Consider the following 18,475-nt stretch of genomic DNA (forward strand, 5'->3'; position numbering starts at 1 on the left):
GGCGCGCGCAGCTGTACAAATAATCGCCAGTTTTCCTTGCGTCGGCAGGGGGCCTTCTCTAGAATGGCGCCCCTTGCCGTGCGGGCAGGCTCTTTTGTGCCTTCCCGCCGGCAAGTCAAACGAAACATTCACTCCTTGCCTGACCGGATGTCCCGGCAGGCTACAACCCGTAAGGAGCAATTATGCGTCATTACGAAATCGTGTTCCTGGTCCACCCGGATCAGAGCGAACAAGTCGGCGGCATGGTCGAGCGTTACACCAAGCTGATCGAAGAAGACGGCGGTAAAGTTCACCGCCTGGAAGACTGGGGCCGTCGTCAACTGGCCTATGCCATCAACAACATTCACAAGGCTCACTACGTGATGCTGAATGTTGAGTGCACCGGCAAAGCCCTGGCTGAACTGGAAGATAACTTCCGCTATAACGATGCCGTTCTTCGTAACCTGGTCATCCGTCGCGATGAAGCCGTTGTCGGCCCGTCCGAGATGCTCAAGGCTGAGGAAAATCGCAGCGATCGCCGCGAGCGCCGTGAGCGCGTTGAAACTGACGTAGCCGATGATGGCGACGACAGCGATAGCGACAGCGACAACGCTGACGAGTAATCCAAGGATCTATTGAGGAGCCACTGTTATGGCACGTTTCTTCCGTCGTCGTAAATTCTGCCGTTTCACCGCTGAAGACGTGAAAGAGATCGATTACAAAGATCTCAACACCCTGAAGGCCTATGTTTCCGAAACCGGCAAGATTGTCCCTAGCCGTATTACCGGTACCAAAGCCAAGTATCAGCGTCAGCTGGGCACCGCCATCAAGCGCGCCCGTTTCCTGGCCCTGCTGCCCTACACCGACAGCCACGGTCATTGATTGCTGACGGTCGACACAGGTAAAGGATAAAACGCATGCGCGCCCTGGCTGAGTTCATCATGCGCGGCCGCATGCAGGCCACCCTGGTGGTGGCGGCTGCTGCAGCCCTGCCGATGCTGTTCTGGCTGGGTGCTGCTGCAGGCAGTCTGGTGCTGTTGCGGCGCGGCCTGAGTGATGCCCTGGGCATCCTCGTCTGGGCCCTGTTGCCGGCACTGGTCTGGTGGTATTTCGGCGAACCGCGCACCCTGCTGGTGTTGCTCGGCACGCTTGGTCTGGCTCTGGTGCTGCGCAGCAGTGCCTCCTGGCCTCGGGTGTTGCTGCTCAGCGTTGGTCTGGGGGTGGTCTACAGCCTGGTGCTGGGATCACTGTTCGGCGAGTTGATTGCCGCCACGGTTAGCGAGTTACAGGCGCTGTTGCCGAAGCTGCTCGAAGGTGTCTACGAGCAGCTGTCGGTGGCAGAACGGGCCAAACTGGAAAGCCTGCTGGCTCCGGTGATGGTCGGCCTGATGGCTGCGGTGTTGCAGGCGGTGAGTTTGCTGGCCCTGGTACTGGGGCGTTACTGGCAGGCGCTGCTCTACAACCCGGGTGGTTTTGGTCGCGAATTTCGCGCACTGAGGCTGCCCGCACCGCTGGCGATCGGGTTGCTGCTGGTGATGCTGGTTGCGCCGAATTTTGGCGTCCAGCTGGCCATGCTGATGCCGCTGTGCAGTGTCGCCCTGGCATTTGCCGGTCTGGCGCTGCTGCACGGTCTGGTGGCACAGGGTCAGTCGGGCCGGTTTTGGCTGGTGGGGCTGTATGTATCGCTGCTGCTGTTTATGCAGCTGGTTTTTCCGTTACTGGTGATGTTGGCCGTAGTCGACAGTCTGATTGATTTTCGCCGGCGCCTGGCTCCAAAAAATGGTGCAGGTCCGGCGAATGGTGAAGGTTAAAAGTTAAGAGGTAAGACTCAAATGGAAGTCATCCTGCTAGAAAAGATCGCCAACCTGGGCAACCTGGGCGACAAAGTGAACGTCAAGTCGGGCTATGGCCGCAATTTCCTGCTGCCACAGCGCAAGGCGACTGCTGCCACTGCTGAAAACATCGCTGCTTTCGAGCTGCGTCGTGCCGAGCTGGAAAAAGCTGCTGCCGAGAAGAAAGCTTCGGCTGAAGCGCGTGCTGCCCAGCTGAACGAACTGCAAATCAGCATCCCGGCGGTGGCCGGTGATGAAGGCAAGCTGTTCGGTTCGATCGGTACTACCGACATCGCTGAGGCAATTACTGCCGCTGGCGTTGAAGTAGAAAAAAGCGAAATACGCATGCCGAATGGCACCATTCGCAACCTGGGTGAATTCGATATCAATGTGCACCTGCACACTGACGTCGAGGCTACCGTCAAAGTGGTTGTGGTGGCTGGTTAAGTCATTCGTCCAGCGGGCTTGCGCGCAAGCGCCGGCCTGCTGACAATCGGGCACGTCATTGCGCAAGCGATGCCGTGCCCTTTGTCTTTTAGCCCCGGATTTTGTTGTATGCCCGCCATATACCGGTTTCCCGGCGGGCACGGCTGAGGCGAGCGGCCTTGCCAGTCATTCTTTGCGGACCCCGAGTGCCATGAACGATATCAGCAGCCCCCAGCAGTACGACCTCGAGACCGCCGCGCTCAAGGTGCCACCGCATTCGATCGAGGCGGAGCAGTCGGTGCTGGGCGGCCTGATGCTGGATAACAATGCCTGGGAACGCGTGCTCGACCAGGTCTCCGATGGTGACTTCTACCGGCATGACCACCGGCTGATCTTCCGCGCCATCGCCAAGCTGGCCGAGCGCAACCATCCCTTCGATGTGGTCACCCTGTCCGAGCAACTGGACAAGGAAGGTCAGCTGGCACAGACCGGCGGGCTGGCCTATCTCGGTGAGCTGGCGAAGAACACCCCGTCGGTGGCCAACATCAAGGCTTACGCGCAGATCATTCGCGAGCGCGCCACCCTGCGCCAGCTGATCGGCGTGAGCAACGAGATCGCCGGCAGCGCCTATGCCCCGCAAGGGCGCAGCGGCGACGAAGTGCTGGATGAAGCGGAACGCCTGATCTTCCAGATTGCCGAGGCGCGGCCCAAGTCCGGCGGGCCAATAGCGCTCAACGAGATCCTGGCCAAGGCGATCGACCGCATCGATACGCTGTTCAACAGCAACGATTCGATTACCGGGATCAGCACCGGGTTTACCGACCTGGATGCCAAGACCAGCGGCCTGCAGCCGGCCGACCTGATCATCGTTGCCGGGCGGCCGTCGATGGGCAAGACCACCTTCGCCATGAACCTGGTCGAGAGCGCGGTGTTGCGCAGTGACAAGGCGGTGCTGGTGTACTCGCTGGAGATGCCTGCCGAGTCGCTGATCATGCGTATGCTCTCGTCGCTGGGGCGGATCGACCAGACCAAGGTGCGTTCCGGGCAGATGGAAGACGATGACTGGCCGCGCCTGACCTCGGCGGTCAACCTGCTGCAGGATCGCAAGCTGTTCATCGATGACACTGCCGGTATCTCGCCGTCGGAAATGCGTGCGCGCACCCGCCGCCTGGTGCGCGAGCACGGCGAGCTGGGGCTGATCATGGTCGACTACCTGCAACTGATGCAGCTCGGCGGCAAGGGCGGGGAAAACCGCACCAACGAGATTTCCGAGATTTCCCGCTCGCTGAAAGGCCTGGCCAAGGAATTCAACTGCCCGGTGGTGGCGCTGTCGCAGCTCAACCGCTCGCTGGAGCAGCGGCCAAACAAGCGCCCGGTGAACTCCGACTTGCGCGAGTCTGGTGCTATCGAGCAGGACGCCGACGTGATCATGTTCGTCTACCGCGACGAGGTCTACAACCCGGAGACCGAGTACAAGGGCATCGCCGAGATCATCATCGGCAAGCAGCGGAACGGTCCGATTGGCGCGATCAAGCTGGCCTTCCTCGGCAAATACACGCGCTTCGAAAACCTCGCGCCGGGCAGCTACCAGTTCGACGAAGAATAGCGCTGCTGGCGGGCTGAGGGCCTTCATGCAAACGGGCGTCCGGCCTTTGGCCGGGACGCTCGTCTTGTTTGTACCGGCCGGCGTTCAGCTGCGCCGGGCGACGATATAGCGCGCCAGTTCGCGCAACGGTTCGGCGCGCGGGCCAAACGGCTGCAGGGCTGCCAGGGCCTGTGCGCAGAGGTCCTGGGCATAGGCCTTGGCCGCAGCCATGCCGAGCAGTGCCGGATAGGTCGGCTTGTCGCGGGCGATGTCGGCGCCCTGACGCTTGCCGAGGGTGGCGGTATCGCTCTCGACATCGAGAATGTCGTCCTGGACCTGAAACGCCAGGCCGATGGCCCGGGCATAGTCCTGCAGGGCGTCCAGGCTCGCGGCGTCGGCCTTGCCGCTGGCCAGTGCGCCCAGTTGCACGCTGGCCTCGATCAGCGCGCCGGTCTTGTGCCGGTGCATCTGCTCGAGCGCGCGCTGGTCGAGCTTGCGGCCCACGGCGGCGAGGTCGATGGCCTGGCCGCCGACCATGCCGGCCGGCCCCGCCGCGCGGCTCAGGGTGCCAAGCATGCGCAGCCGGGTGGCAGCGTCCAGCGGGTCGCCACGGCTAGCACTGAGCACCTCGAACGCCAGGCTCTGCAGGGCATCGCCGGCAAGAATCGCGCTGGCCTCGTCGAAGGCCTTGTGGGTGGTGGGCTGGCCGCGGCGCAGGTCATCGTCGTCCATTGCCGGCAAGTCGTCGTGTACCAGTGAATAGGCGTGAATCAGTTCCACCGCACAGGCGGCGGCGTCGGCCTGCGCCGCTGCGCCATCCAGCGCCTCGCAGGCCGCGTAGACCAGCAGCGGACGGACCCGCTTGCCACCATTCATCACGCTGTAGCGCATGGCCGCGTAGAGTTGCTGCAGTTCGTCGTGCGGGGCAATGAACAGTGGTTCCAGGGCGGCATCGACACGTGCCTGGGCGCGCTGCTGGTAGCTGTCAATCATGCCTCGTCGTCCGTGCTGAAGGGCGCCTCGCTCAATTCGCCGTCGCGTTCCAGCAGCAGCTGCACCTTCTGTTCGGCCTGGAGCAGCGCCGACTGGCATTCACGGCTCAGGCGAATGCCCTGCTCGAAGGTGGTCAGCGAGTCCTCAAGGGATAGCTCGCCGTTTTCCAGGCGCTCAACCAGCGTTTGCAGTTCGGCGAGGGCGTGTTCGAAATCGGGTGTGGTCTTCTTGCGGGCCATGGGCAGGGTCTCGGCAGGCGGGCAACCGGCGCGACACTAGCAGAGCCGGGCAGTCCGGGCAAATTGGGCAGACCGCGCGCAGCCCGGACGGCTATTGCCGGCAGCAGCAACCGGCGGCCAAGCCCGGCGAACGGCTTGCCCAGCCTGTGCACAGCGCCGATTCGGCGCATCACCTGCATCGATCACCTGCCATTCGGCGGTCGGGAAAGGCTTGCCCTCGGGCGAGCATGGGGCTATCACAATCAACTCACCCTTCATTTCACTGCGCCACCGGGAGTTCGCCATGTCTGCCCATCTCAACCGTCAGTTCCTGCTTGCCCAGCGCCCCCAGGGCCTGCCCAGCCGCGACACCTTCAGCTACGTGGAGACCAGCGTCGGCGAACCGGGGCCGGGGCAGATCCTGGTCAAGAACGAATACCTGTCGCTGGACCCGGCGATGCGCGGCTGGATGAACGACAGCAAGTCTTACATCCCGCCGGTCGGGCTCGGCGAAGTAATGCGCGCCCTCGGGGTGGGCAAGGTGATCGCCTCGCAGAATCCGGCCTTTGCGGTCGGCGATTACGTCAATGGGGCGCTCGGCGTGCAGGACTATTTCCTCGGCGAGCCCAAGGGTTTCTACAAGGTCGATCCGACCCGTGCGCCGCTGCCGCTGTACCTCTCGGCGCTGGGCATGACCGGCATGACCGCCTACTTCGCGCTGCTCGATGTCGGCCAGCCCAAGGCCGGCGAAACCGTGGTGATCTCCGGCGCGGCGGGCGCGGTCGGCAGCATTGCCGGGCAGATCGCCAAGCTCAAGGGTTGTCGGGTGGTCGGGATTGCCGGCGGGGCCGACAAGTGCCAGTTCCTGATCGACGAACTCGGCTTCGACGGCGCCATCGACTACAAGCACGAGGACGTGATCGCCGGCCTCAAGCGCGAATGCCCGAAGGGCGTCGACGTGTATTTCGACAACGTCGGCGGCGACATTCTCGATGCGGTGCTGACCCGTCTGGCGTTCAAGGCGCGGGTGGTGATCTGCGGTGCGATCAGCCAGTACAACAACAAGCAGGCCATCAAGGGCCCGGCGAACTATCTGAACCTGCTGGTCAACAGTGCGCGCATGGAAGGCATGGTGGTGATGACCTACGCCCCGCGCTTTGCCGAGGCGGCAGCTGAAATGGCTGGCTGGCTGGCCAGCGGCAAGATCAAGAGCAGGGAAGACATCGTCAGCGGCCTGCAAACCTTCCCGGAAACCCTGCTCAAGCTGTTCAGCGGCGAGAACTTCGGCAAGCTGGTGCTCAAGGTCGATTAAGCTGCGCACGTGCACAAGGAGGACTGGTTGTCGGCCAATCCTCTTTGTCTGCCAATGCCACTCTGCATTACCCTTGCCCGGGCATCATTCAGGGTCAATTGATCGGCTGGTATTGCAGTCTGCGGCCAGCTCATTACCCCGGCTCGATCGCTGTTCAAGCCACTGCAAGGATCGTCTTATGGATAACCAGCCGTCATTGATTGACGCGTACTCGCCAAGTGAAATCGCCCGCAAGGTTGAGGGGATGGGCGTGGCCAAGGCAAACGCGGACACCCTGACGGTCTTCGTGCTGGCGTTGTTGGCGGGTGCGTTTATCGCGTTGGCCTCGCTGTTGTTCACGCTGGTGGTGACCGACAGTCAGCTGGGGTACGGCATCACCCGCCTGATCGGCGGGCTCAGTTTCTGTCTGGGGCTGGTGTTGGTAGTGGTTGCCGGAGCCGAACTGTTTACCGGCAACAACCTGCTGGCCATGGCCTGGGCCAGTCGGCGCATCAGTACGCGTGCGCTGCTGCGCAACTGGTTGTTGTCCTATGTGGGTAATGTCATCGGTTGCCTGGGCACGGTGTTGCTGGTGGTGTGTGCCAATACCGGCGGCCTGGCTGACGGTGCGGTGGGTGAGATGGCGGTCCGCATCGCCGCGAGCAAGGCGGATCTGTCACTCCTCGAAGCCTTCAGTCGCGGCATTCTGTGCAATGCCCTGGTGTGCATGGCGGTCTGGCTGGTGATGGGCGGTCATAGCGTGACGGACAAGATTCTTGCCGTGATTTTTCCCGTGACGGCCTTTGTCGCCCTGGGCTTCGAGCATTCGATCGCCAACTGGTTTTTCTTTCCCTACGGGCTGCTGCTGGACGCGCAGGGCCTGATTTCTCCCGCCGGGATTGCCTGGAACCTGCTGGCCGTGACCGCCGGCAATATCGTCGGCGGCACCCTGCTGGTGGCGGGCATCTACTGGGTGGCCTACCTGCGGCGTCCAGCCAACTGACGGCCTAGCGATTGCGCCCCAGCGCCTCGTGGCTGGTGACCCAGTCGCCGGCGAGTACCGCCGAGGTCAGCGAGACATCGCCAGCCAGCACCACCGCCGCAATGATCTCCGCCAGCTTGTCGGCCTTGCCGGTACCGACGCAACCGAGCATCTCCAGGCATTCGCGCTGGCTCGGCAGGCCGGTGCCGCCGCCGTGGGTGGCACAGATCAACGCCGGCAGGGTCACCGACCAGTAGTAGTCACCATTCTCCAGCAGCTGGCCATAGGTGATGCCGCCATGGGATTCGGCGACGTTGGCGGCATCCTGGCCGGTAGCGATGAACAGTGCGGCAATGCCGTTGGCGGCATGCGCACCGCTGTAGGCCGAGCCGGCCTGCAGCGCACCCACCGCAGCAATCTGCCGGTAGCGATAGAGTTGTGCGGTATCAACGCGCAACAGTTCGCGGGCCACTTCGCGCTTCAGGGTGAACTCGGCGATCACCCGCTTGCCGCGGGTCTGGATCATGTTCATCGCCGAGTGTTTCTTGTCGGTGTCGATCGCGCCGGAGAGGATGTAGCGCGGCTGCAGCGGATGGTTGGCCTTGATCCACTCGCAGGCGGCGAAGGTCGCCTTGCTGGTCATGTTCTGCCCGGCGGCGTCGCCGGTGGTGTAGCAGAAACGCGTGTAGAGCATGTTGGCCACCGGGTACTGCTCGATCTCGAACAGCTTGCCGCTGCGCGTGGTGGTTTCCGCCGCCGCCTTGATCGCATCGAAGCGGCTCACCAGCCAGGCGCCGAACTCGCGCGCCTGCAGCGCATCGGCAAACAGGAATACCGGTGCGCGCTGCATCGAGTGCTTGACCACCGTGGTCTTCACCCCGCCGCTCTCGCTGATGGCGCGCATGCCGCGGCTGTAGCTGGCCAGCAGGGTGCCTTCGGTGGTGGCCATGGGTATGTAGAAGTCGCCTTGCGCATGTTCGCCGGTGATATGCAGCGGTCCGGCCAGCCCCAGCGGCATCTGCACGCAGCCGATAAAGTTCTCGATATTGCCGCGGGTGAGCTCCGGGTCGATCGCGTAACGGCCGATGGTCTCCAGGCTGGCGCCGGTCTTCTGGGTGATGAAGGTGCGCCGGCGTTTGGCTTCCTCGGCGCTGTAGTTGTTGTCTTTGTCGCGCGGGATCGGTTCTGCTCGGGACATGGGAATTACCTGCTGGGCCATGGGTGTGCCGGGAACCCCGGCCTCGCTATGACCCTAGACCATTTCCGCGTTCGCTCCAGCGCCAGTACGTTGGCGAATGCGCAGGGCTGGCGTGTGCTTGTGCCGGCAATGGAGTTTGGTCGCCGGGCGGTTCACCGACTATCGTGTCCTGCAGTGCCTGCTGTTCCAGTATCAAACCAGCCGGGATTTATCCTGCCCAGCAACCAAGAAGGAAAATGAAAATGAAAGGTGCCTGTTTTCTGTTTGCAGCCATCACGCTGACCGCTGCTTCGGCAGCCCTGGCCGGCGACGGCAGCGATTCGGAGTTCCGCTGCGGCCAGCAGCTGGTCGACCTCGGATCCACAAAGACTGAAGTTCTGCAGTGGTGCGGCGAGCCCACGGAAAAAATGGACGGCGAGTGGGTCTATGTGCGTGGTGATACCGAGCCGGCAATTACCCTCCACTTCGAGGATGACGGTACCGTCAACCGGATCAGCGCCGCGCCGCTGGACTGAGGCGCGTGGCACGCCGCAGGGGAAGTGGTCTGGGATGTTCCCGCGGCGGTGTCACGGACCGCTGCGTCAGGTCACCGTTTCGGTAGGGGCAACCATCTCGCGCAGGGTGGCCAGTGCCAGTTGCGCCGCCGGTGACAGCGTACGACCGCGCAACTGCACGATGCCTACTTCGGCATAAAGGTCTGGCAGGCCGGGTACCGGCAGCGGAAGCAGCTCGCCGGCGGCGAACTCTTTCGCCAGCGCCGCATGCGAGATGATCAGCACCAGGTCCTCCTTGCTCGCCACCTCCTTCAGCAGGCTGACGTCATCACACTCGAACAGGATCGGCAAAGGCTGGTCCGGTGCCAAGCCGGCGGCCTGCCGGAGCAGGGCGCCGAGGCCTGCCGGGATCGTCATGCAGGCAAAGCCGTAGGGCAGCAGGTCCTGTAGCGAGCGTGCGGGCAGTGCCAGCAGGGGATGCCCGGCACGGCAGGTGAAGGGCCCGCGCTCGCGGGTCAGGGGCGTGATGCGGAACTCCGCGTCGCTGGCGATTGCCCGGGTCTCGGCGATGAAGAATTCGATATCCTCGTTGCGCAGGTGATCCAGCAGGTTCCGGGAGTTGCTCACCTGCAGCGAAACGCGAAGTCCGGGGCGGTCCTGGCGCAGGCGGTGGATCAGCCGGCTGGCCAGGCTGGCGGCCGGCAGCGGACCGATGCCAAAGCTGAGCTGGCCGATCTCGCCGCTGCGGGTTAGCGCCATGTCGCGCTCCAGATTGCTGGCTTCCTGCGCCAGTTGCCGGGCGCGGGCAAGAAATCGGGCACCAATGGCGGTGACGGCCAGGCCCTGCTTGCTGCGGTCGAACAGGACCATGCCCAGTTCGGTCTCCAGGGCCTGAATGCTGCGGCTGAGGGCGGGCTGGCTCAGATGCACCTTCTCGGCGGCGCGGGCGAAATTCAGTTCCTGGGCCAGGGCCAGGGCGTGACGAATTCTCTTCAGATCCACTTTATGCGTCCCATGCATTGACTGTCTGATGATTATGCATTGGACGGATAGCTCGTAGTGGTTGAGATTTACGGGTTTGTAACTTTAATCAGTACCAGTCAACGCAATGGCCAGGTCGGCCTGGTGCAGAAGTTCAGTTCATCCCGGCGCTGATGGCGCTATCCCGTGCGGTACGGGCTACCCATAACAATCAGAGAGCAAACTGCATGAGTCATGAAGAATTCGATTACGTAATCGTCGGCGCCGGTTCGGCTGGCAGCGTACTGGCCAGTCGCCTGACTGAAGATCCGGGCGTGACAGTGTGCCTGCTGGAATCCGGCGGCCCGGACAAGAGCATGTTCATTCATGCCCCGGCCGGCTTCGTCGCCATGGTCGCGACCTCCTACAACAACTGGGCGTTCGACACCGTGCCGCAAAAGCACATGGACAACCGCGTGTGTTACCAGCCGCGCGGCAAGACCCTCGGTGGCTCCAGTTCGATCAATGCCATGCTCTATGTGCGCGGCAACCGCTGGGACTACGACCACTGGGCCAGCCTGGGCAACCCCGGCTGGTCGTATGCAGACGTGCTGCCGTACTTCAAGCGTGCCGAGAACAACGAGACCCACGGCGAGAGCGAATACCACGGTGCCGGTGGCCCGCTGAACGTCGCCGAGTTGCGCAGCCCGAGCGCGCTGAGCAAAGCCTTCGTCGAGGCGGCCGTGCTCAATGGCATTCCCGAAACCCGCGACTACAACGGTGCGGATCAGTGTGGTTCGTTCATGTACCAGGTCACCCAGAAGAACGGCGAGCGCTGCAGTGCCGCCAAGGGCTACCTGACGCCCAACCTGGCGCGGCCCAACCTGTGCGTGAAAACCCATGCGTTGTCGGCCAAAATCATCATGGAGGGCAAGCGCGCCCGCGGCATTGCCTACTACCAGGGCAGCGAACTGAAGGAGGCCCGCGCGCGCCGCGAGGTGATCCTCAGTGCCGGCGCCTTCGGTTCACCGCAGCTGCTCATGCTCTCCGGCATCGGCCCTGCGCAGCAGCTGCAGGCCCTCGGTATTCCCGTGGTGCACGACCTGCCCGGCGTCGGCGAGAACCTGCAGGACCACATTGATCAGGTGCAGAGTTACTACGCCGACAGCCGCAGTGAAACCTTCGGCATCTCGCCACGCGGCACGGTGAAAATGGCCAAGGGCGTGTTCGAGTGGCGCAAGCAGCGCACAGGGGTGATCTCCACCTCGATCGCCGAAGCTGGTGCTTTTCTGCGCTCGTCGCCCGAAGTCGAGGTGCCGGATCTGCAACTGGTGTTCGTGGTTGCGCTGGTCGACGATCACGGACGCAAGATGCACACCAGCCACGGTTTCTCCTCGCATATCGAAGTGCTGCGCCCCTACAGCCGCGGTACGGTCAAACTGGCCAGTGCCGACCCGCGGGTGGCACCGAAGATCGACCCGAATTTCCTTGCCGATGAGCGCGACCTGAACCTGCTGGTCAAGGGCGTGCAGCTGCAGATGGATATCCTGCAGAGCAGCCCGCTGCAGCCGTGGCGCGGCAAGATGCTCTACCCGGTACAGCGCGACGACGTTGCCGGGATCATCGCCGACATCCGGGCGCGTGCCGACACCCAGTACCACCCGACCAGCACCTGCAAGATGGGGCCGGCCTCCGACCCGCTGGCGGTAGTCGATGCACAGTTGCGGGTGCACGGCCTGGAAGGCCTGCGCGTGGTCGATGCGTCGATCATGCCGACGGTAACCGGCGGCAACACCAATGCGCCGACCATCATGATTGGCGAGAAGGCCGCCGACCTGATTCGCGCCGCCCGGTAGTCGCGGGCGGGCTGCCCGTTACCGCAACCAATCAAGACCCGACGGTCGACTGCAAGAAGGGAATGAATCCATGAACAACTGCAAGATCATCAGCCTGGTAGTGGCCTTGGGCTTGACCGGCGGGTTCACCGGTGGCGCACAGGCCGCTGGCGGCGGCGCGGCCGTGAGCGACCCGAATGCCCTGCAGGGCAAGCATTTCGACGCCAAGGGCAAGCCGCCCTCGACATACACTGTCGAACTGCAGAACGGCCTGCGCGCCAGCCTGCCGTTCGAGGACCAGCGTGACTTCGAGGAAGCCAGGCAAGGCTTTATCGCCGCGCCGCCGTACAAGCAGATCATGGCCGAAGCCGGCAACGTCGCCTGGGACATGGCCAGCTACGAGTTTCTCCTGCAGGACAAGCATTTCGACAGCATCAACCCGTCCCTGCAGCGCCAGGCGCTGTTGAACATGGCCTACGGCCTGTATGAAGTGGTGCCGGGCAAGGTCTATCAGGTGCGTGGCTATGACCTGGCCAACATCAGCTTCATCAAGGGCGATACCGGCTGGATCATCATCGATGTACTGACCGCCAAGGAAACCGCCAGGGCGGCGCTGGACTTCATCAACGCGCAACTGGGCAAGCGTCCGGTGGTGGCCGTGGTGATCTCGCACTCCCACGCCGACCACTTCGGCGGCATCCGCGGCGTGGTGGATGAAGCCGATGTGCGCAGCGGCAAGGTGCCGGTGATCGCCCCGGCCGGCTTCATGGAGCATGCAATTGCCGAGAACGTGTATGCCGGCAATGCCATGACCCGCCGGCTGTTCTTCCAGTACGGCGTGTTGCTGCCGCGCAGCCCGTTTGGCCACGTCGACCAGTCGATCGGCAAGAACACCGCCTCCGGCAACCTGGGCCTGATCGCGCCGAACCGCTACATCAGCAAGGACTTCGAGACCCTGACCATCGACGGCGTCGAGATGGAGTTCCAGAGCACCCCGGGTACTGAGGCGCCGGCGGAAATGAACACCTGGTTCCCGCAGTTCAACGCCTTCTGGGCTGCGGAAAACATCACCGGCACCATTCACAACATTTACACCCTGCGTGGCGCCCTGGTGCGTGATGCGCTGACCTGGTCCAAGCACATCAACACGGCGCTGTACCGCTACGGCCAGACTGCCGAGGTGATGTTTGCCTCGCACAGTTGGCCGCGGTTCGGCAACGCGCGGATTCAGGAGGTGATGCGCACCCAGCGCGACGTGTATGCCAACCTGAATAACGCCGTGCTGCATGCAGCCAACCAGGGCGTGACCATCAACGAGATCCACAATGTCTACAAGCTGCCGGAAAGCCTGAAGAGCAACTGGGCGGCGCACAGTTACCATGGCTCGGAAGAGCACAACAGCCGCGCGGTGATCAACCGCTACCTCGGCTACTGGGACGCCAACCCGGCGACGCTGATGCCACTGTCCCCCAGGGACTCGGCACCCTTGTATGTGGAAATGATGGGCGGCGCGGCGAAGATCATGGCCAAGGGCCAGGCCCTGGCCGATCAAGGCAAGTACCGTGAAGCCTATGAAATCCTCAACAAGCTGGTCTATGCCGAACCGCAGAACCAGGCCGCCAAGGACTTGCTGGCGGATGTTTACGAGCAGGTCGGCTACCAGAAGGAAAGCCCCAGCGTGCGCAACAGCTTCCTGGCGGCGGCCTACGAGTTGCGCCATGGAATGCCCAAGGGCGTGTCGCCCAAAACCCTGGGGCCGGACATGATCCGCGGCATGAGCACAGAGCTGTGGCTGAACTTCCTCGGCATCAGCCTGGATGGCAGCAAGGTGGCGGGCCAGCACTTCGTCTTCAACCTGAACACCCCGGACAACGGTGAGCAGTTCGTGGTCGAGCTGAGCAACTCGACACTGACCAATATCAAGGGCCAGCAGGCCAAGGATGCCGACCTGACCCTTACCCTCAACCGCAGCGACCTGGAGCAGGTGATGGCGCGCCAGACCACCTTCAAGGAACTGGCGGCTGCCGGCAAGGCCAGGTTTGACGGCGATCCCCAGCCGTTCACCCAGCTGATGGCGGCGATGACGCCCTTCACGCCGAACTTCGAGCTGCTGCCCGGCACCAGGGCCGAGTAACTGGCGCGCTGGGTGGCCCGGTTGGCTCCGCCGGCAGCTGCTTGTTGTCCTTGAGAACGAACTCGCGCTGCTGCGCCGGAGCAAGCCGGAACCGCGCGCATCCCGACGGATTTCAATGGCGGCCTGTTCTGGTGCCGCAGTCACCGGGGTGACGCGCATTTCCAGTTGACTCGCGACTATCCCGCCGCGATCCTCGTAGCCCCGCTACAGCCTGTAGTCGCCAAGGACGTCCGATGTCGAAAAGAAGCCGCAAGAATCCCCCCGCAGCCAAGGTCGCGGCAGCGCCGGAAACCAGCGCGGGGGCGCCGGCCTGGCGCAGCTGGCTGCTGCCGCTGGTGGCGATTCTGCTGCTGCTCGCTGTGCTGCTCTGGTGGGCCATGCCCGGGCGCTTGCCGCCCTCTGCACCGACACCCGCCGCCGGCGCCCCGCAGGCTGCCGCCGCGCTGGTCGATGAGCAGAGCTGCCAGGGCTGCCACGGCACCGAGGTCAAACAGTGGCAGGGCTCCCACCACCAGCAGGCCATGCAGCTGCCAACCGCGCAGACGGTGCTCGGCGACTTCAACGACGTGACCTTCAGCAGCGACAAGGAAACCACGCGGTTCTTCCGCAAGGACGGCGGTTTCTGGGTCAATACGCCGGGGCCTGATGGTCAGCCGACAGACTTCCAGGTGGCCTACACCTTTGGCGTCGAACCCCTGCAGCAATATCTGCTGGAGCTGCCCGGTGGGCGTCTGCAACCGCTGGGTGTGGCCTGGGATACCGAGAAGAAGCAGTGGTTCCACCTGTATCCCGGTCAGGGCATCGATGCCAGCAATGCGCTGCACTGGACCAAGACCGCGCAGAATGCCAACTACATGTGCGTCGAGTGTCACACCACCGGCTTCAAACGCAATTTCGATGACAACAAGAACAGCTTTTCCAGCCATTGGCAGGCCCTCGGCGTTGGTTGCCAGAGCTGCCACGGCCCGGCTTCCGAACACCTGAATTGGGCGGCCAAGGCCGACAAGGATCAGCCGGGAAAAGGTTTCGCTAAGCCCTTGCTCAGCCAGACCAACAACCGTGCTCAGGTTGAAACCTGTGCCCGCTGCCATGCACTGCGCAGCCCGCTCGGCGATGGTTATAAACATGGCAATGCATTACTGGATGACTACCTGCCCAGCGGCCTGAATGCCACCCAGTACGAAGTGGATGGCCGCATCAAGGGCGAGGTGTTCGAGTACGGCTCCTTCACCCAGAGCAAGATGTTCGCCAAGGGCGTGGCCTGCACCAATTGCCATAACCCGCACAGCACCCAGCTCAAACTCGAAGGCAACGCGGTCTGCACGCAGTGCCATAACCCGGCTGGCAAAACGGCGGCACCCGGCATCGACGGTGCCGGATTGCAGGCCATGGATTACGACAGCCCGGCACACACCAAACACCCGGCGGGCAGCCCGGCGGCGCAGTGCACGGCGTGCCATATGCCCGGCAAGTTCTACATGGGCAATGACTTCCGCCATGACCACAGTTTCAGCGTGCCCAATCCGGCGCAATCCAAGGCACTGGGCACGCCGGATGCCTGCATGGGCTGCCACCGCGAAAGCCAATCGGACCTGCTGATCGAGCAGTTCAACGCCCTGTTCCCGAATTCCAAACCACACGACGGCGGTTATGCGCTGGCGCTGGATCAGGCACGCAAGGGGGCTGCTGGCGCAGCACGGGCGCTGCAGGCGCAACTGGCGCGCAGCGACCTGCCAGCCATCCGTAGGGCCGCATTGCTGGCGGAACTGGGTAATTACCCATCGGCCCAGGCATTGGCACTGATCAGCAATGGGTTGAAGAGCGCGGATGGTGAAGTGCGTGAAGCTGCCGTCAGGGCGTTGCCGGCGATGGCCGCACCGCAGCAAGTCGGTCAGTTGCTCACTCCGTTGTTGCGTGACCCCCTGCGCGCGGTGCGCCTGGCAGCGATCTGGGAACTGGCGCAGCAGCCAGCGGAAGCGCGGCAGAACCTGACGCCGGCGTTCTGGCAGCAGCGGCTGGACGAGTACGAGCAGGTGCAGCTGCAATTGCTCGAACGCGGCGAAGGCAACATGAACCTCGCCAGCCTGTATCAGATAAGTGGCCGTAGTGCCCAGGTCGAAGCCCGGCTGCGCACCGCGCTGCAACGCGATCCGGATTTCCTCCCGGCGCTGGTCAGCCTGTCGCAGTTGCTTGAACAAACCAATCCGCAGGAAGCGGCGCAACTGCTTGATCAGGCGCTGCAGCGCAACCCGCAGGAAGCCCTGCTCTATCACAGCAAGGGCTTGTCGCTGGTGCGCCAGGGCGATTATCAGGCGGCGATTGTCGCCTTTGCCAAGGCCGACGAACTGGAGCCGGAGAACCCGCAATACGGTTATGTACTGGCGATTGCCCTGCACGACAGCGGTTCGCCGGATAAAGCCATCGCCCAGTTGCAGGCCATGCTCAAGCGCCAGCCGCACAACCGCAATGCGCGCATGGCACTGGTCAATTACGCCAAGGAAACGCGCAATGCCGAGCTGATCCAGCAGGTGGTCGGCGACCTGTGGGAGATCAACCCGGACGATCCCATGCTGCAAGCGCGCCTGCCCCAGCGCTGATCCGCTGTGGCGGCTTTCGCCAACCACCGGTGCGGGCTGGCGGGCATCCGCTTCAGATGGCCTCGGCCAGCAACCGGTCGATGGCCTCGCGCAGGCTGGTCGTGTCGCTGTTGATCTGCAGGTCCGGCGCGGGCGGCGCTTCGTACGGGCTGCCGACGCCGGACAGGTTGGGCAGCTGGCCGGCCCTGGCCTTCTTGTAGAGGCCCTTGACGTCACGGTCCTCGCAGACTGCCAGCGAGGTGCTGACATACACCTCGACAAAGTTCTCCGCGCCGATCAGTTCCCGCGCCATCTGCCGTTCGCGGATGAACGGAGAGATGAAGGCGGTCATCACGATCAGTCCGGCGTCCAGCATCAGTTTGGCCACCTCGGCAATGCGGCGGATATTTTCCACCCGGTCGGCGTCGGTGAAGCCGAGGTCCTTGTTCAGGCCCTGGCGCACGTTGTCGCCGTCGAGGATGTAGGTCCGGTAGCCGCGCGCATGCAGCTCCACTTCCAGGGCATTGGCGATGGTCGACTTGCCCGAGCCGGACAGGCCGGTGAACCAGATCACCTTGCCTTTGTGGCCATTGAGCTTCTCCCGGTCAGGACGGCTGACCGACAGCGCCTGACTGTGCACGTTCTGCGCACGGCGCATGCTGTGGGTGATCATCCCGGCGGCCACTGTGGCGTTGCTCATGCGGTCGACCAGGATGAAGCCGCCGAGCGCCCGCGACTGCCGGTAGCTGTCGAACACCAGCGGCTTGCTGGTGGCGAGGGTGCACACGCTGATGTCATTCAGCGCCAGCTGCTTGCTGGCGTCATGCGCCAGGGTGTTGATATCGACCCGGTGCTTGATCCCGGTGAGCGAGGCGGACGCCCACTGGGTGGCCAGCTTGATGTCGTAGCTGCGGCCGATCAGCCCGGCGTCCTCGTGCAGCCACACCAGCGTCGCCTCAAACTGGTCGGTGGTCTCCAGCGGCTTCTGGCTGAGCGCCAGGATGTCGCCGCGCGAGGCGTCGATCTCCTTGTCCAGGCGCAGGGTCACGGCATCGCCGCAGACGGCCTGCTGCCGCGGGCCGTCCATGCTGACGATCTCGGCAACGCACGCGGTCTGCCCGGAACGGGTGACGCGAATCTCGTCGCCGACGCTGACCCGGCCCTCGCTGAGGTAGCCGCTGAAGCCGCGGAACGAGGCGTCCGGGCGATTGACCCACTGCACCGGAAACACCAGGCGCTCGGACTGCGCGGTGCTGACCTCGATCGTTTCCAGGCAACCCAGCAGTGTCGGGCCGGCATACCAGGGCGTGTTCGGCGAGCGCTGGGTGATGTTGTCGCCGCGCAGGGCGCTCAGCGGGATGGGCGTGATGCTGGCAAAGCCGAGGCCGCCGGCGAAGGTCTGGAAGTCCGCGCAGATCTGCTCGAACGCGGTGGCGTCGAAGCCCAGCAGGTCCATCTTGTTCACCGCCAGCACGACATGGCGGATCCCCATCAGCGAGACCAGGTAGGCGTGCCGGCGCGTCTGCGTTAGCACCCCCTGGCGGGCATCCACCAGGATCACCGCCATGTCCGCAGTCGAGGCGCCGGTGACCATGTTGCGCGTGTACTGCTCGTGCCCGGGGGTGTCGGCGACGATGAACTTGCGCTTGGCGGTGGCAAAGAAGCGGTAGGCCACGTCGATGGTGATGCCCTGTTCGCGCTCCGCCGCCAGGCCGTCGACCAGCAGGGCGAAATCGATCCCGTCGCCCTGGGTGCCGTGCTTCTTCGATTCGGCCTTGAGGGTCGCCAACTGGTCGTCGGTCAGTTGTTGGGCGTCCCACAGCAGGCGTCCGATCAGGGTGCTCTTGCCGTCGTCGACGCTGCCGCAGGTGATGAAGCGCAGCAGGTCCTGGTCCTGTTGTTGTGCCAGGTAGGCCCCGATCGTCGCGGGCTGCGGGGTGGTCATGCTGGTCATGCCGATGGGTGCCTTGCG

General features: G+C 63.7%; 16 protein-coding genes. 11 read left to right on the forward strand and 5 right to left on the reverse strand.

The genetic code is table 11. The features are described 5' to 3' along the window. Nucleotides 1-182 precede the first annotated feature (182 nt). The 5 genes from rpsF (at nt 183) to dnaB (ending at nt 3,843) form a co-directional block, all read left to right on the forward strand. The gene (gene rpsF / locus ISX93_RS13075; RefSeq protein ID WP_195779173.1) at nt 183-602 is read left to right on the forward strand and encodes a 30S ribosomal protein S6; all 420 of its coding nucleotides are present in this window, start codon (nt 183-185) and stop codon (nt 600-602) included. 28 nt (nt 603-630) lie between these two features. Further along, entirely contained in the window at nt 631-861 is a 231-nt protein-coding gene (rpsR, locus tag ISX93_RS13080) for a 30S ribosomal protein S18 (RefSeq protein WP_195779174.1), read from the forward strand. Between the two features lie 35 nt (nt 862-896). Continuing rightward, nucleotides 897-1,790, forward strand: a complete 894-nt coding sequence (locus ISX93_RS13085) for a hypothetical protein (protein WP_195779175.1) — start codon at nt 897-899, stop codon at nt 1,788-1,790. Nucleotides 1,791-1,811: 21 nt separating this feature from the next. Next, nucleotides 1,812-2,258 carry a 50S ribosomal protein L9 gene (gene rplI, locus ISX93_RS13090; RefSeq protein WP_195779176.1) on the forward strand — a complete coding sequence of 149 codons (447 nt, stop codon included), beginning with the start codon at nt 1,812-1,814 and terminating at the stop codon, nt 2,256-2,258. A gap of 190 nt (nt 2,259-2,448) precedes the next feature. Then, a complete protein-coding gene (gene dnaB / locus ISX93_RS13095; RefSeq protein ID WP_195779177.1) occupies nt 2,449-3,843 on the forward strand; it encodes a replicative DNA helicase in 1,395 nt (464 codons plus the stop codon). A gap of 84 nt (nt 3,844-3,927) precedes the next feature. Here the strand turns inward: dnaB and ispA are convergent, their stop codons facing one another. Both ispA and ISX93_RS13105 read right to left on the reverse strand, forming a co-directional pair. Then, nucleotides 3,928-4,815, reverse strand: coding sequence for a (2E,6E)-farnesyl diphosphate synthase (gene ispA / locus ISX93_RS13100; RefSeq protein WP_195779178.1), 888 nt, complete (start codon nt 4,813-4,815; stop codon nt 3,928-3,930). Further along, on the reverse strand, nt 4,812-5,054 hold the full coding sequence (locus tag ISX93_RS13105) for an exodeoxyribonuclease VII small subunit (protein WP_195779179.1): 243 nt from the start codon (nt 5,052-5,054) through the stop codon (nt 4,812-4,814). The genes ispA and ISX93_RS13105 overlap by 4 nt, the downstream gene beginning before the upstream one ends. A gap of 283 nt (nt 5,055-5,337) precedes the next feature. Between ISX93_RS13105 and ISX93_RS13110 the strand changes: the two genes are divergently transcribed. Both ISX93_RS13110 and ISX93_RS13115 read left to right on the forward strand, forming a co-directional pair. Beyond that, nucleotides 5,338-6,345: an NADP-dependent oxidoreductase gene (locus ISX93_RS13110; RefSeq protein ID WP_195779180.1), complete on the forward strand. Its 1,008-nt coding sequence runs from the start codon at nt 5,338-5,340 to the stop codon at nt 6,343-6,345. 178 nt (nt 6,346-6,523) lie between these two features. After that, entirely contained in the window at nt 6,524-7,327 is an 804-nt protein-coding gene (locus tag ISX93_RS13115; protein WP_195779181.1) for a formate/nitrite transporter family protein, read from the forward strand. Nucleotides 7,328-7,331: 4 nt separating this feature from the next. Here the strand turns inward: ISX93_RS13115 and ISX93_RS13120 are convergent, their stop codons facing one another. Then, nucleotides 7,332-8,504: a hydroxymethylglutaryl-CoA reductase gene (locus ISX93_RS13120; protein ID WP_195779182.1), complete on the reverse strand. Its 1,173-nt coding sequence runs from the start codon at nt 8,502-8,504 to the stop codon at nt 7,332-7,334. Between the two features lie 236 nt (nt 8,505-8,740). Between ISX93_RS13120 and ISX93_RS13125 the strand changes: the two genes are divergently transcribed. Next, nucleotides 8,741-9,019 carry a DUF2845 domain-containing protein gene (locus ISX93_RS13125; protein ID WP_229732198.1) on the forward strand — a complete coding sequence of 93 codons (279 nt, stop codon included), beginning with the start codon at nt 8,741-8,743 and terminating at the stop codon, nt 9,017-9,019. Nucleotides 9,020-9,085: 66 nt separating this feature from the next. Here the strand turns inward: ISX93_RS13125 and ISX93_RS13130 are convergent, their stop codons facing one another. Continuing rightward, nucleotides 9,086-10,000, reverse strand: coding sequence for a LysR family transcriptional regulator (locus ISX93_RS13130; RefSeq protein ID WP_195779183.1), 915 nt, complete (start codon nt 9,998-10,000; stop codon nt 9,086-9,088). A 206-nt stretch (nt 10,001-10,206) separates the two neighbouring features. Here ISX93_RS13130 and ISX93_RS13135 point away from each other — a divergent pair, with 206 nt between their 5' ends. The 3 genes from ISX93_RS13135 to ISX93_RS13145 all read left to right on the forward strand — a co-directional run bounded on the left by ISX93_RS13135 (nt 10,207) and on the right by ISX93_RS13145 (nt 16,524). Beyond that, a complete protein-coding gene (locus ISX93_RS13135) occupies nt 10,207-11,814 on the forward strand; it encodes a GMC family oxidoreductase (protein WP_195779184.1) in 1,608 nt (535 codons plus the stop codon). A 70-nt stretch (nt 11,815-11,884) separates the two neighbouring features. Further along, on the forward strand, nt 11,885-13,927 hold the full coding sequence (locus ISX93_RS13140; RefSeq protein WP_195779185.1) for an alkyl/aryl-sulfatase: 2,043 nt from the start codon (nt 11,885-11,887) through the stop codon (nt 13,925-13,927). A 233-nt stretch (nt 13,928-14,160) separates the two neighbouring features. Continuing rightward, nucleotides 14,161-16,524 carry a tetratricopeptide repeat protein gene (locus tag ISX93_RS13145; protein WP_229732199.1) on the forward strand — a complete coding sequence of 788 codons (2,364 nt, stop codon included), beginning with the start codon at nt 14,161-14,163 and terminating at the stop codon, nt 16,522-16,524. A 52-nt stretch (nt 16,525-16,576) separates the two neighbouring features. Here ISX93_RS13145 and cysN read toward each other — a convergent pair whose 3' ends face one another. Further along, a complete protein-coding gene (gene cysN / locus ISX93_RS13150; RefSeq protein ID WP_195779246.1) occupies nt 16,577-18,457 on the reverse strand; it encodes a sulfate adenylyltransferase subunit CysN in 1,881 nt (626 codons plus the stop codon). Nucleotides 18,458-18,475 lie beyond the last annotated feature (18 nt).

It is taken from the genome of Pseudomonas sp. N040, from assembly GCF_015637705.1.
Lineage (GTDB): Bacteria > Pseudomonadota > Gammaproteobacteria > Pseudomonadales > Pseudomonadaceae > Aquipseudomonas.